We start from the raw sequence: 15,567 nt of genomic DNA on the forward strand, positions 1-15,567 counted from the left end.
GTGGTCATCCTAAACTTCATAAGGGGCGCCAGCGCCAACGACCTCAGGAGGATGCTGCTGCTGACGCTCGTGGCGGGCGTCGCCAATGCGCTGCTGGTTGTTGTCGTCAATGAGGTGGCGAACAAAGTGGCGGTCGGCGCGAGCCCGGCGCTCTGGCTGTGGCTGCTCTTCGTCGCGTCGTTCGGGATCTACTACCAATGCAACCGAATTGCGCTTCTGCGCGCCAACATCGTGATCGAGCGGCTGTTGCGGGACTTGCGCGTGCGCGTCACGGACAAGTTGCGCATGTCGGAGCTGCCGGTGGTGGACGGCATCGGCCGCAGCCAGCTCTACGGCCTGATTTCGCGCGAGACAACGCATCTGTCGGTGACATTTCCTCTGATCGTGGACAGCTTCCAGCAAAGCGTGCTTCTGGTCGTGTCGCTGCTCTATCTCGCCTACCTGTCGCCGATGGCGCTCGTCATTTTCATCGCCGCGGTTGCGATCGGCATCCTCGGCTATCGGCGGATCAACGACGATTTCCGCGACACGCTCGAGCGCGGTTTTGGCCACCAATCCCGGATGCTCGATGCTACGGGTGACATCATCAACGGCTTCAAGGAGCTGCGGCTCAATACGCGCCGGAGCGACGCGGCCATGGCCGCATACGGCACCGCGTCGGCCGCAGCCGAAACGGCCGCCGTCGAGGCCGGCGAGCACTGGGCGTCACTCATTCTCCTGAGCAGCTTCGTGACCTACCTGATGCTCGGCGTCGTGGGATTCATCCTGCCTCAATATCTCACCGCGCACGGCGTTCTGGTCTTCCAGCTCATCCCGACGCTGTTGTTCTGCATGGGGCCGCTGGCCAAGATCGTGGCGCAGTCGCCACTGTTCATCCAGGCGGACGTGGGGTTGAGGGCGATTGCGGACATCGAGCGGCAACTGGACGCCGGTGGGGCGGTGTCGCCCGCCGAGGCGCGTGCCATGGGCGGGGCCTGCCGCGGTTTCCGTGAGATTGCTTATCGCGGGCTCACGTACACGCACGGGCGCAACCACGACGGCGCGGGATTCCGGGTGGGTCCGCTGGATCTTGTCGTTCACGCTGGCGAGACGCTGTTCCTGGTTGGCGGCAACGGCAGCGGCAAGTCCACGACGCTGCGTCTTCTGACGGGACTTTACCCGGCGGACGACGGCGTCATCGAAATCGACGGGCGGCCGCTCGAAGAGCGCGCGGTGGCGGGGCTTCGCGAGCAGTTCAGCGCCGTGTTCGCGGACTTCCATCTGTTCGACCGGCTCTACGGCATCGAGGATGCCGATCCGGCCGAGGTGCAGCGGATGATCCTGGAGATGGGACTTGCGCACAAAGTCCGCTTCGAGAACGGCCGCTTCACCCAGATCAGCCTGTCGACGGGGCAGCGCAAGCGGCTCGCGCTGATCGCGGCGCTGCTCGAGGATCGCCCGATCTATGTGTTCGACGAGTGGTCGGCGGAACAGGACGTTCTCTTCCGCAAGTACTTCTACACGAAGATCCTCGCAGACCTGAAGGCGAAGGGCAAAACGATCATCGCCGTCACGCACGACGAGCGCTACTGGCATGTGGCCGACAGGGTCGTGCGGCTCGATCTCGGCGCGGTGCTTTGGGAGCGTCCCGGCGCGGCCTGGAGGGAGGCATGAGGGCCTTCCTCTTTCCCGGTCAGGGTGCGCAGCGCGTCGGCATGGGCGCGGAGCTGTTCGGCGCCTTTCCGGATCTCGTCGCGCGCGCCGACGACATTCTCGGTGTTTCGCTGGTGCAGCTTTGTCTTGAAGGGCCAGCAGAGCGCCTCATGCAGACGCGCTTCACGCAGCCGGCGCTGTTTGCGGTGGGTGCGCTCGCTTACCTCAGCCGACGTGATGCCTTGCCGCGTCCGGACTATCTGATGGGCCACTCGGTGGCCGAGTATGTCGCGCTGTTTGCGGCCGAGGCTTTGGACTTCGAAACCGGGCTTCGCCTCGTCAAGGCGCGCGGCGAGCTGATGGGCGCGGTGCACGGTGGCGGCATGGCGGCGGTGCTCGGCCTCGACGCCGATCAGGTCGCGGATGTGCTCGCGCGTCATGGCGCGGGCGACGTCTACGCGGCCAACGTCAACACGCCGCGCCAGATCGTGATCTCGGGGAAGCGCGACGCGGTCGTGCGGCTGGAGGCTGCGTTCCACGACGCGGGCGCGACGTTCTTCAAAGTGCTCGACGTCAGCGGGGCATTTCATACGCCGTTCATGACGCCCGCGCGCGATGCGTTTCGCGAGGTTGCGGCCAATGCCACGTTCTCCGCACCCCGCATTCCCGTCATTTCCAACGTCACCGCGCGGCCGCACGAGGCGGGGCTGCTTCGTGAGCGCATGGTGGAGCAGATCACGGCACCCGTGCGCTGGGCTGACAGCATCCGCTATCTCCTGGCGCAGGGACTGACGGTTGGAGACTTCGACGAGATCGCGCCGAAGGGCGTGAGCGTCGTCAAGGCGATGGTGGCACGCACGCTCAGCGAAGGCGGGCCGGTCGACGTGGCGCTGCGCGAGCCCGCGCCACAGAAGGCACCAGATAAGCATTCGCCGGAGGGCACGCCGAACGGCAAGCTCAACGGCCATGCGCATGTCAATGGGAGCGCGGCTACGAATTCGGCGACTGCCGTCGAGATCGCGCCGCGCGAGGCGACACGGAACGGTGCGTCAGGCTTCAGCATGGAACGGCTCGGGTCGCGCGCGTTCTGCGCGGACTTCGACGTTCGCTATCCCTATCTGTCCGGCGGCATGTATCAGGGCATCGCCTCCGCGGATGTCGTCGTTCGCATGGCGAACGCCGGTCTTCTCGGGTTCCTTGGAGCTGGTGGCCTGCGGCTTCCGGCTATCGAGGCGGCGGTCCGAGAAATCCAGGCCCGGATCCCGGCCGGGGCACCGTACGGCGTCAATTTCATCGCCCATACGCATGCGCCTGAGCGCGAGGAGGAGCTTGCCGATCTCCTCATGTCGCTTGGCGTGACGACCATCGAGGCGTCCGCCTTCATGCAGGTGACGCCGGCGCTCGTGCGCTATCGCGCGAAGGGGCTGGTCAAGGATGGTAGCCGTATCCGCGGGCGGCACAGGATCATCGCCAAGGTTTCGCGTCCCGATGTGGCCGAGCAGTTCCTCTTGCCGCCGCCGGAGACGATCCTCGTCAAGCTCTTAGCAGGCGGGGCGCTGACGCCGGACGAAGCGGAGCTTGCGCGCCACGCGCCGGTTGCGGACTCCATTTGCGTCGAAGCCGACAGTGGCGGCCATACCGACCAGCGTATGCCGCTGACGCTGCTGCCCGCCATCCTCATGCTGCGCGACACGTGCGCGGCGCGTACGCCGCGTTTTGGGCGCGTGCATGTTGGCGCGGCCGGCGGCATCGGCACGCCGGAAGCCGCGGCGGCGATGTGGGTGATGGGGGCGGACTTCATCCTCACCGGGTCGATCAACCAGTGCACTGTCGAAGCCGCGACCAGCGATGCCGTCAAGGACCTGCTTCAGTCCATGAACGTGCACGACACGGATTACGCGCCCTCCGGCGAGCTGTTCGAACTCGGATCGCGCGTGCAGGTGCTCAAGAAGGGCATTTTCTTTCCGGCGCGGGCGACCAAGCTGGTGGGGCTCTATCGCCAGCATGACGCGCTTGACGAGATCGACGCGAAGACGCGCGGGCTGATCGAGGAGCGCTACTTCAAGCGCAGCCTCGCGGCTGTGTTCGAGGAGATCAGTGCGCGCTATCCGGGCCCCGAGGTGGACCGTGCGCGCCGCTCTCCGAAGCACCGCATGGCGCTGGTGTTCAAGGCCTACTTCCGCGATGCGACGCGATGGGCGCTGGCGGGCGATCTTGCGCACAAGGTGGATTTCCAGGTGCAGTGCGGCCCGGCGCAGGGCGCGTTCAATCAGTGGGCCAAGGTGGCCGGTCTTTCCGATTGGCGCGACCGGCACATTGACGAAATCGGGCTTCGTCTGATGGACGAGACGGCGAACCTGCTCGGTCGCCGCTTCTCGGCCATGCAGGCGGGATCGGCGCTGCCATGACAGGGCCGGTCGCCATCATCGGCGTGGGGATGCGGCTGCCCGGCGCGGACAACCTCGATGCGTTTTGGGCGCATCTGGCGGCGGGCCGCTCGCTGATCACCGAGGTTCCGGCGCGTCGCTGGAGCACGCGCGAGTTCCGCGGCAATCCCGCGACGGGCCACAAGACCAACAGCATCTGGGGCGGCTTTGTTGCCGACGCGGACGCGTTCGACGCGGACTTCTTCAACATTTCCCCGCGCGAGGCCGCGTGGATGGATCCGCAACAGCGCTTCGCGCTGGAGATGGCCTGGCACGCGATCGAGGATGCGGGGCTGTGCGCGAGCGCGCTGGCCGGCAGCCGTACCGGCGTCTACATGGGCGTTTGCCATTGGGACTACGCCGAGCTGATCCAGAAGCACCTCGCGCGCGTCGAAGCGCATACGCCGACCGGTATCGCGTTCTCCGTGATCGCGAACCGCGTGTCGCATGCCTTCGATTTTCGCGGGCCCAGTGTCACGAACGATACGGCGTGCGCGGCGTCGCTCGTGGCCATCAACGATGCCGTGCGTGATCTCGACCGTGGCGTTTGCGACCTGGCGCTTGCGGGCGGGGTGAACCTCGCGTGGTCGCCGGATCACTTCATCGCGTTTGCAAAGAGCGGCATGCTCTCGCGCGACGGTCTCGCGAAAGCGTTCGATGCGCGAGCGGACGGCTATGTGCGTGGCGAGGGCGGCGCGGTGTTGCTGCTGAAGCCGCTGGCGCGCGCCGAGCAGGACGGCGATCCGATCCACGCGGTCATCGCGGGCATCGGCACCAACCACGGTGGGCGCACCAGCTCGCTTACAGTCACCAATCCGAACGCGCAGGCAGATCTGATCGCTGACGTGCATCGCCGGGCTGGTGTCGCGCCGCAGAGCGTGAGCTATGTGGAGGCGCACGGGCCTGGCACGCCGCTTGGCGATCCGATCGAGATCGCGGGCCTCAAGACCGCATTCCGGGTGCGCGCGGCGGAGACCGGCGTGGAGCTGGAGGCCGGCTCATGTGGTATCGGATCGGTCAAGACGAACATCGGACATCTCGAAGGTGCCGCGGGTGTCGCCGGTGTCGTCAAGGTGCTGGCCGCCCTGCGTCACGAGGCGTTGCCGCCGAACGTCGGATTCGAGACGCTCAATCCGCTCATCGACTTCGCGGGATCGCCGTTCCGCATCCAGAGCGACATGACGGCGTGGCCGCGCGTTGCTGGCCATCCGAGGCGCGCTGGCGTGAGCTCGTTCGGTTTTGGCGGCACCAATGCGCATGTGGTGATTGAGGACGCGAAACGGCCATCAAGGCGCGCGTCATCGGCGAACGGGCGTATCGTGTTTCCGCTTTCGGCACGGACCGATGACGCGCTGAAGCGCTATGCCGCCGACCTGCGTGATTTCATCTTGCAGCGGCCGAACGTGGATTTCGCGGATGTCGCGCTGACGTTCCAGACGGCGCGCGAGCCGATGGCGTGCCGCGTCGCGTTCGTTGTCGAGGATTGCGCCGGGCTCGCGGCGGCGTTGTCCACCTTCATCGCGGGCACGAGCGACGAGCGCGTGCGGTTGCCGGGCGGAGAGATTGCGAGCGAAGATCCGTGGCGCGGCGCCGACCTGTGGGTGGCGGGCGGAGAGGTCATATTCGATGTGCCGGAGGGCGCGCGCAGGCTGCATGCGCCGCTCTATCCGTTCATGCGCGAGCGCCATTGGTTCGATACGGCTTTCGGCTCCAAGGACGCCGAGCCTGTGGCGCATCCGTTCCTGCATCGCAACGTCTCGACGTTCGATGCGATCGCCTACCGGTCGCGCTTTTCGGGATCGGAATTCTTCTTCGCCGAGCATGTCGTGCAGGGAAGGACGATCCTTCCCGGCGTTGTTGCGCTCGAGATGGCGCGGGCGGCTTTTGCCAGCGCGGCATCCGCCGTACGGCCGTTGCGGATGACGGATGTGGTCTGGAGGCGCGCGATCGTCGCCGGGGAAGGTCCAGTCGATGTCGACATGCGGCTGTCCCGATCGGGTGAAGGCGCGGACTTCACCGTAGCGACGCAGGACAGCGAGGGGGCGAGCGCGACGTCCGTGCAGGGGCGCATCGAACCTGCTGAGGCTTCGGCCACGCGGCACGATCTCGCTGCCTTGAAGGCTCGGGCTTCTGAAATGATCGACCCGCTGACGTGCTATGAGCGCCTTTCCGCGCGCGGCATTACGCACGGGCCCTCCTTCCAAGCGCTGGCGCCGGTGCATCGCGGAGACGGCTTCGTGCTGGCGGAGCTTCGGCTTGCGCGCCGCCTCGCGGGGTCGCTCGGTGAGCTTCCGCTGCATCCTGTTTTGCTCGACGCGGCCATTCAGGCGTGGGTCGCGCTCGATGCCGACGCACCGAAGGGTGCGGGCGTTCCGTTCGCCTGCCGCGAGGTGATCGTTGCGCGGGCGTGTGAGGCGCGCATGTGGGCGTACGTGCGACCGTGCGTGCGCTCGCGGCGCGACGCTGGAGCATCCGGTGCCGTGCTGCATCTCGACATCGATCTCACCGATCGCGACGGCAACGTGTGCGTGGCTTTTCGCGAGGTGGCCTTGCGTCTCGTTGGGGACGCTGCCCATCGCGTGACAGACGCGGACAGACCCGCTTTGGATGAGGGAAGCAGCACTCGCCTCGTGCTCGCGCGCGGGATCTGGCAGGAGCGCCCCGCGCAGAAAGTCGGCGGGCCTGCGCGCAAGATTGATGTCGACCTTTTCGTGTCTGGTGAGCTTTCCGGTTTTCAAGGTCTGCTCGCGCAGCGGATGGGGCTGAAGGTTCATGTTTTGCCGTTGCGTGACGAGTCCGACGATGCGGACACGGCCGGGCGCTGGTGGCGCGCGATCCACGCTCATCTGGCGGCGGCGATGGCGTCGGGGCTGAAGGAGTCGCGGAAAATTGTCATTGTCGTGCCGGACGCTTTGCCGGCCTACCTCTCCGCGCCGCTCGTTGGGCTTCTGCGAACTGCCGCGCTTGAAAATCCCAAGCTGTGCGGTGTCGTCGTTCGCGTCGATGGCGCGCAAGATGCTGCCGGGCTCGCTGGCATCGTTGCGGCGGAGGCCGCCTGTTCGGATACGTTCGTCGAGGTTCGCTACAGCCGGGATGGCGAGAGGTGCGTCTGGCAGCCTGAGCCCGTTGACGATCCGGTGTCCGAACGATCGGCGCTGCAACTCGATCCTGATGGCGCGTACTGGATCACCGGCGGCCTCGGCGGGCTGGGGCTGTTGTTTGCGGGGGGACTGGTTGCGCGCGGTGCGCGTCGCATCGTTCTCAGTGGGCGCAGCGGGTCGGTCTCGGGCCCGCAGGCAGAGCGGATCGAAGCGCTGGCACAGCGCGGCGCCGACGTCCGGGTCATTCCGTGCGACGTTGCTTGCCGTGAAGACGTTGCGGGGCTTGTTGCAAACGTCGAGAGAACATTCGCGCCGTTGCGCGGCGTCATTCATGGCGCGGGCGTGCTGGACGACGCGTTCATTTTTGGTGGCGATGCGGATCGCGCGGACAAAGTGCTCCGGCCGAAAATCGACGGCACGCTCATTGTCGATGCCGCGACGGCGCATATCGATTTGCAGTTCTTCGTGCTCTGTTCGTCCGTCGCATCCGTGTTCGGCAACGCTGGGCAAGGCGCGTATGCGGGCGCAAATGCGTTCATGGACGCATTCGCCGAGCATCGCGCGGAGGCTATGCTCCGCGGCGAGCGCCGTGGTGTAACGCGCGCCATCGCCTGGCCGTTGTGGGCTGAGGGCGGCATGTCGGTCGCGCCGCCGTTCGTGGAAGCTCTGCGCCGCCGCTTCGGGACTGAGCCGCTGCCGAGCGACGTCGGCCTTGACGCGCTGTGGCGGCTGCTCTCGTTGCCGGACGCGACCCGTTCAGTTGTTCTGCACGGCGATCCCACGCGCATCGGTCCTCTTTTGGAGGAGGCCGCGGCGCCAGAGACGCCGCCCGCCGATGCGGACCGCGCGGTCCTTCCCGATGCGGATCTCGTTGCGCGCACCATCGCGCATCTCAAAGAGCTTCTGTCGGACGCGACGCAGATCGATGCGGCTCGCATTCGCGCCGAAACCGCGCTCGTCGAGTACGGTCTCGATTCGATCATCATCGTCGATGTGACGGCGCGCCTGGAAAGCGTGCTCGGGCCGTTGTCGAAGACGTTGTTCTTCGAGTATGTCACGCTCGCGAGCCTTGCCGCTCATTTGGTTGAGGAGCACGGGGCGGCTCTTGCGCGGGCGTTACCGGGTGCCGCCGCGCCGATGCAGGTTGCGGCTTTGCAAAAGCGAGACGACGTAAAGCGGGAAGCGCCGCAAGAAAATCTCGCATCCGCCGATCACGACGACACGCACGATATCGCGATCATCGGCATCTCCCTTCGCGTCGCCAAGGCGGCGGATAAAGACGCGTTCTGGGAGATGCTGTCGAAGGGGCTGCACGGCGTCGGGCCGGTGCCGCGCGAGCGATGGGATCACGAGGCGATCTATCATCCGGACCGCGACGTGCTCGGCAAGACGGTCGTCAAAACCGGCGCGTTTCTCGACGATATCGACGCGTTCGATCCGCGTTATTTCCGGATATCGCAGGCCGAAGCCGAGCTGATGAGCCCGGAGGTGCGGCTGTTCCTGGAGGCGAGCGTGGAGGCGTTCGAGGACGCCGGCTATTCGCGCGAGACGCTGCAAACGAAGATGGGCGGCGACGTTGCGGTTCTCGTGGGGTCGATGACCAACGAGTACGATTATTTCGGTTTCGAGAGCATGCTGTCGGGCGGAGCGCGGGCGAGCGGCAGCTATACCGGCACGTTGCCGAACATGGTGTCCTATTTCTACGGCCTGACGGGGCCCTCATATTTTCTCGACACGATGTGCTCGGCGGCGGCGACCTGCATGCACGAAGCCGTGCACATGCTGCGCGCGGGGCGCTGCAAGATGGCGCTTGCGGGTGGCGTGAGCCTGCTGCTGCACCCGCAGAAGCTGATCGCCGTTTCGCAGGAACATTTCACGAGCAAGACCGCTGATGTCGTGCGCGGTTATGGCGTCGGCGCGGACGGCACGATCCTCGGCGAAGGGGTGGGTGCGGTCGTCCTGAAGCGACGCGCCGATGCCATTCGGGACGGCGACCACATCTATGGTGTGATCAAGGGCACGGCCGTCACCAACGCTGGCGTGCGGAACGGCTTTACGGTGCCGAGCCCCGCGCAACAGGCCGCGGCCGTTAGCGGTGCGATCGACGATGCGGGGATCGATCCGCGAACGATCGGGTATGTCGAGGGGCATGGGTCGGGCACTGCGCTCGGAGATCCGATCGAAGTCCGGGCGCTGACGCAGGCGTATCGCGCGCACACAGCCGACACGCAGTTCTGCCCGATCGGAACCGTGAAATCGAACGTCGCGCATCTGCTGGCGGCGGCGGCCGTGGCGGGTGTGGCGAAGGTTCTGATGCAGATGAAGCACGGCCAGCTTGCGCCGTCTCTGCATGCCGAAACGCTCAATCCCGATATTCCGTTCGCGACGACGCCGTTCTACGTCCAGCGCGCGCTTGCGCCGTGGCCGCGTGTGGCTGGGCCTGACGGTCGCGCGCTGCCGCGCCGGGCCGGCGTGACCTCGATCGGCGCGGGCGGCATGAACGCGCATCTGATCATCGAGGAGCACATCCCCGGCTCGCGCATGCCGCATCCGGGTGGGGCTGAAGTTTGCGTCTTTTCGGCGATGACCGAGGCCGCGCTTCTCCGGCTCGTGGCGCGGATGCGCGACTTCATCGCGTCGGCTCCCGAGCCGGCGCTCGCCGACATCGCCTTTACACTGCAAACGGGCCGAACGGAGCTGCCGTGCCGTCTCGCGGTCGTGGCCGAAGGCTGTGACGATCTTGTCGTCAAGCTGGCCGCGTTCCTGGCGAAGCCCGCGAGCGGAAGCCGCGTCTGGTACACGCCGAGTACGCTTGATCGCGAGCCGCGTTTCGATACGGTGCGCGTTGCGGCGGATACGGGCGCCCGCGCGCTGGATCGGGTGGCGACGGCGTGGGTGGACGGCACCGGCATCGACTGGGAGGCGCATCACGCGGGGCGGCGCCCCTACCGTGTTTCCTTGCCGACGTATCCCTTCGAGCGGGTGCGGTGCTGGTATCCGGCGCGGGCCGATGCGCCGTCCGTGGTTCGGCCGCTCGGCGCGCGCGCGTTGAGCGACGGCCTGTACACGGAACTCAAAGCTGACCCGCGGCAGCCCGCGCGCTCGGCCGGTGAAGGGCAGCTCGCGAGCGCGTTGACGGAGCTTGCGGCCGATCTTCTCAAGTTCGATCGCGGGACGCTGAGCGCGCGTACGTCGTTCTACGATCTCGGGTTCGATTCCATCTCGCTGACGCGGTTCGCAGCGCTGATCGGCGAGCGCTTCGGCGTGCCGGTCTCGCCCGCGATCTTCTTCGACTGCGAGCACATCGAGGCGCTCGCGCAGCATCTCGCGTCGCGCGGCGCCGGGGGCGCCAGCGAAGTGGCTGTGCTCCCGGGGGCAGGGATTGCTTCTCAGGACGAGCGTTCGCCGGGGCGTAAGAGCGGCGGCATGAGCATCGCGATCGTGGGCATGGCGGCGCGATTGCCGGGGGCGGAGTCGGTCGATGACTTCATCGAGCGTTTGCTCGCGGGTGAGGATCTGACAAGCCCGTTCCCGCACCATCGCTACACGGGCGCCTATGCGGACCGCCTGAAGCAGGCGAGCTTCGCGAAGCGCGGTGGCTTCCTGGCTGACGTGGACCGTTTCGACGCGGCGTTCTTCCGTATCTCGCCGGTGGAAGCGGAGCGCTTGGATCCCCAGCAGCGTCTCATGCTCGAGACGTCGTGGCGGGCGCTGGAGCAGGCTGGATATCGTCCGGAAGACCTGCCGCGCGATACGGGCGTGTTCGTCGGTGTGTCGGGACGTGACTATGCGAGCCTGCTCGAAGCCCACGCCATTGCGCACGACGGGTTCGCAGCCACGGGCAATTCGCTGGCGATGGTCGCCAATCGCATCTCGCATGTCCTCGACGTTCGGGGTCCGAGCGAGGCGATCGATACGGCGTGTTCCAGCTCGCTCGTGGCGCTGGTGCGTGCGGCGGATGCGCTGGCGGCGGGCCGCTGCGCGATGGCGCTGGTGGGCGGCGTCAATCTTACGCTGGCGGTCGAGGGCTTCGAGGGGCCGCACCTCGCCGGCATGCTGAGCCCGGACGGGCGCTGCAAGACGTTCTCGGTGGATGCCAATGGCTATGCGCGTGGCGAGGGCGTGGTGGCGCTGTTGCTGAAGCCGCTTACGAACGCCGAAGCCGACGGCGACTCTATTTTCGGCGTTCTTGTCGGCGGCGCCGTCAATCATGGCGGACGGGCGGGCGCGCTGACGGCGCCTAACGCGAAGGCGCAGGCGGAACTCATCGAACAGGCGATGGCGGGCATCGATCCGGCCACCATCGGTTTCATCGAGGCCCACGGCACCGGGACGGCGTTGGGAGATCCGGTCGAGGTCGCAGCGCTCGGTGCCGCGTACCGGAAGCTTGCGGGCGACGGGGGTGTGCTGCCTCCGATCGGTCTCGGCGCGGTGAAATCGAACATCGGGCATCTGGAAGCCGCCGCGGGACTGGCCGGGGTTGTGAAGGTGCTCGGCGCGATGGAGCGCGGGATCATGCCGCCGACGCTCCACTGCCGCGCGCTCAATCCGCATGTCGAGCTTAGCGGGACGCCGTTCTTAATCGTTCGCGAGCCGACGCCGTGGCCGCGCCGTGTCGATGCGCAGGGCTCCGAGCTTCCGAAGCGCGCGGGCGTTTCGAGCTTCGGGTTCGGGGGCGTCAATGCGCATGTCGTGGTCGAGGCGTATGCGGGCGGGCGCAACCGGCGTCCGCCATTGGCTGCGCGCGCGTTTGCCGACACGCGCTTCTGGATTCCGGGCCAGAAGATTGGCTCTGCGTCTCCGGAAGCCACTCCAAAAGGCGAGGTCGTGCTTCATGTCCCGCGTTGGACTGAGGCGGCGCTTTCGCAGCCGAAGCGCGACGCGCCGCGACGGCGCCTCGTTCTCTCGTGCGGGGTCGACGTGTCTGAGACGGCGGGGTGTCGCGTCATCGATTGTATGCCCGCGACGGGGGATGTTGCGGCCCGGTATGCGGCGTCCGCGGGCGTCTTGCTCGAGGCGCTGCAATCGGAGCTGGCCCGCAGGGATGCCGCGCCGGTCTTCGTTCAGCTTGTTCATGCCTTGGAGGATGACGGGCCTCTGTTCGCTGGGCTCGGTGCGTTGCTTGATACCGCCCGCGCGGAATGCGCGCATCTCACGGGCCAGGTGGTTGGCGTTTCCGCAGGGCTTGCACCGGGCGCAGTTGCGGCGCTGCTCGATGCCGAGGCACGCCAGTCGGCGTATCGGTGTGTTCGAATAGAGAGGGACCGCCGCCTCGTTTTAACGTGGGAGGAAAGCCCGCATGCGCCGCTCGCGCGGCCGGCCTGGCGCGACGGGGGTGTCTATCTCATCACGGGCGGCTTGGGCGGGCTTGGACGTCTCCTTGCGTTCGACATCGCGGCGCGCGCGAACGCGCCGGTTCTCGTGTTGACCGGGGCGTCGCCGCTCGATCCCGAGCGCCAGTCCCTTCTCGATGCGCTGCAGAAGGCCGGCGCGCGAGCCCGCTATCATCAGGTCGACGTTTGCGATGCGGACGCGGTCGTGGAACTCGTGGCGGAGACGGTGCGCTGTGAGGGCGCTCTCAACGGCGTGTTCCACTGCGCGGGTGTCCTGCGGGATCGCACGCTTTTGAACAAGACGCGCGCCGATCTCTACGCCGTGCTCGCTCCCAAGGTGACCGGCGCGCTGGCGCTCGCTGAGGCGTGCAAAGGGCTTTCGCTCGATTGCTTCGTGCTGTTTTCCTCGCTCGCGGGGGCTTTCGGAAACGCGGGGCAGGGGGACTATGCCGCTGCGAACGCGTTCCTCGACGCGCTGGCTCACACGCTGCGCGGCGAGCTTCCCGCTGTTTCTGTGAACTGGCCGCTGTGGCGCGACGGCGGGATGCGGATCGACGCCGCTGGGCAAGCGGCACTGTTCGCGGCGATGGGGCAGCGCCCGCTTTCCTCCGATGATGGTCTCGCTGCGTTGGGTGCAGCGCTCGCCATGGATGAGCCGCAGGTGGCGGTCGTCGCGGGTGATGCGCGGCGCATCCGGACTTATTTCGAGGCTGCGGCGCTGGCGGGCGCTTGTACGGATATCGCCGCAACCGATGTCGCCGCTGCGTCTGTGCCTGCGCGACCGGTTTCACGCCGCCTCGTCGAGCGCACGGAGGAGGCGCTGCGCCATCTGCTGTCGCGGGTCAGCGGCGTGGCGGCTGCGTCCATTGCGGCGGATACACCACTCGACGCCTACGGTATCGACTCGCTCATGATCACGCGGCTCAATCGCGAGCTTGGCGACATGTTCGGGCCGCTGTCGGCCGCGTTGCTGTTCGAGCATCGCACGCTCGCGGCGCTCGCGCGTCATCTCACGGACCAGCATCCGGACGGATGCCGCCGTTTCACGGGCGAAGAGGCGGTGGAAACGGAAATTCCCGCCGCGCCGGGGGCAGCGTGTGACGCGCGGCCGGACGTGCGGTTGCGTACGTCGCCGGAGCGTTCGCCTGCGACTGAGCGCGAGCCCATCGCCATCATCGGCATGAGCGGGCGATATCCGGGCGCCGAGGATCTCGATGCCTTCTGGGACAACTTGGCGGCGGGTCGCGATCTCGTCGGCGAGGTGCCGCAGGATCGCTGGCCGCTCGCGGGCTTTTTCGAGCCGGACGTCGAAACGGCCGTGGCGCGCGGGCAGAGCTATGCCAAGTGGGGCGGCTTCCTCGATGGCTTCGCCGAGTTCGATGCGCTGCTGTTCAAGATCTCGCCGCGCGAGGCCGCGTCGATGGATCCGCAGGAGCGCTTGTTCCTGATGGCGGCCTGGGCCGCGTGCGAGGATGCCGGCTACAGCCGCGCGCGTCTCGCATTCCGGCACCGATCGCGCGTCGGCGTCTATGTGGGCGTCACCAAAACCGGCTTTGCGCTGCACGGGCCTTTCACGGGGGCCGGTGGTGCGGTGGTGCGGCCTACGACCTCGTTTGCTGGCATCGCCAACCGCGTCTCGCATGTGCTCGATCTCAACGGACCGAGCGTGCCGGTCGATACCATGTGCTCGTCGTCGCTCACCGCCATTCACGTGGCGTGCGAGGCGCTGCGCGCCGGCACCTGCGAGATGGCGCTTACGGGCGGCGTGAATCTCTATTTGCATCCGTCGAACTTCGCGGAGCTGTCTGCTGCGCGCATGTTGAGCCCGGACGGGACGTGCAAGAGCTTCGGCGCGGGTGCCAACGGATTCGTGCCGGGCGAGGGCGTGGGGTGCCTGCTGCTGAAGCCGCTGTCACGTGCGCTGGCCGACGGGGATCGCATTCATGCCGTGATCCGTGGCACCGCTGTCAATCACGGAGGGCGAACGAACGGCTACACGGTGCCCAATCTTGCCGCGCAGCGGGACGTGATCCGTGCCGCGCTCGACGCGGCCGGGCTCAATGCGCGCGACGTGACGTGCATTGAAGCGCACGGCACGGGGACGGACCTCGGCGATCCGATCGAGGTGGAAGGGCTCGCGCAGGCGTTCGGAATGGATACCGCGGAGCGCGGGTTCTGCGCGCTCGGGTCGGTGAAATCTAACATCGGCCATCTCGAAGCCGCGGCGGGCATCGCGGGGCTGACGAAGGCCGTGCTGCAAATGAAGCACGGGATGATCGCGCCGACGTTGCATGCCGCAGAGGCCAACCCCAAGCTCGATCTCGACACTACGCCGTTCCGGCTGCAGACGTCGCTCGGCCCGTGGAATGGGCCGCGTATTGCCGGCATTTCCTCGTTCGGCGCGGGCGGCGCCAACGCACATGTGCTGGTCGAGGAGTGGCGGCACGACGAGGGGCTGCGGACAGGTGGCGCCACGCGAAGCTATCCAATTCTTTTGTCGGCGCGGGATCCGGAGAGGTTGCGCGTGGCGGCCGGGCGGCTGCTCGCGGTGGTGGAAAAGAACCTTGCCGCGAAAAACTCACGAGGTGCAATCGACGGTTTGGGCGGCCCGACCGTCGCGGTTCTGCGCGCAAAGCTTGCCGAATTGCTGGATGTTTCACCGGCTGAGATCGATGACGCCGAGTCGTTCGACTCGCTCGGCGTTGATCGCGGGCATCGCGTTGCGCTCGCGTCCTGGCTTGAGAGTGACTTCCAGATTGGATCTGCGCAACGGGCCGTGGATAGCGTCGAGACGCTGGCGCAACTCGGGGCGGGTCTCGTTGCGCAAGAGCCGGTGTTCGAGGCGGGCAACGACGTGGGTTCGCTCAGCATTGCTGATATAGCGTGGACGCTGCAGGTCGGGCGCGAAGCGATGGACGCGCGGCTTGCGATCGAAGCGGCCGACCTCGATGAGTTTCAAGCCGGTTTGCGCGCTTTCCTCGACGGGAAGATCGAACACCCGGGTCTTCACATCGGCAATGCGAACGATCACCGTGCGACCATTTCCGTCCTTAGCGGCGATGACGAGATCCGCTC

General features: G+C 67.0%; 3 protein-coding genes (1 of these 3 running past the window's edge). All 3 read left to right on the top strand.

Features of this window, described 5'->3' with window-relative positions:
* Tightly spaced (each overlapping or abutting the next), the 3 genes in view from K2Y42_RS16950 to K2Y42_RS16960 form a layout consistent with a single transcriptional unit that may run on beyond the window.
* Positions 1-1,653: a cyclic peptide export ABC transporter gene (locus tag K2Y42_RS16950; RefSeq protein ID WP_291154618.1), complete on the top strand. Its 1,653-nt coding sequence runs from the start codon at positions 1-3 to the stop codon at positions 1,651-1,653.
* Positions 1,650-4,040, top strand: coding sequence for an ACP S-malonyltransferase (fabD, locus tag K2Y42_RS16955; RefSeq protein WP_291154620.1), 2,391 nt, complete (start codon positions 1,650-1,652; stop codon positions 4,038-4,040). The genes K2Y42_RS16950 and fabD overlap by 4 nt, the downstream gene beginning before the upstream one ends.
* Positions 4,037-15,567 carry the 5' portion of an SDR family NAD(P)-dependent oxidoreductase gene (locus tag K2Y42_RS16960; protein WP_291154622.1) on the top strand. 8,125 nt of this gene lie beyond the right edge of the window, so only the first 11,531 of its 19,656 coding nucleotides appear in the window; it begins with the start codon at positions 4,037-4,039; its stop codon lies off the right edge, out of view. The genes fabD and K2Y42_RS16960 overlap by 4 nt, the downstream gene beginning before the upstream one ends.

Origin of the sequence: Hyphomicrobium sp. (assembly GCF_019744875.1) — a bacterium.
Classification (GTDB): domain Bacteria; phylum Pseudomonadota; class Alphaproteobacteria; order Rhizobiales; family Hyphomicrobiaceae; genus Hyphomicrobium_C.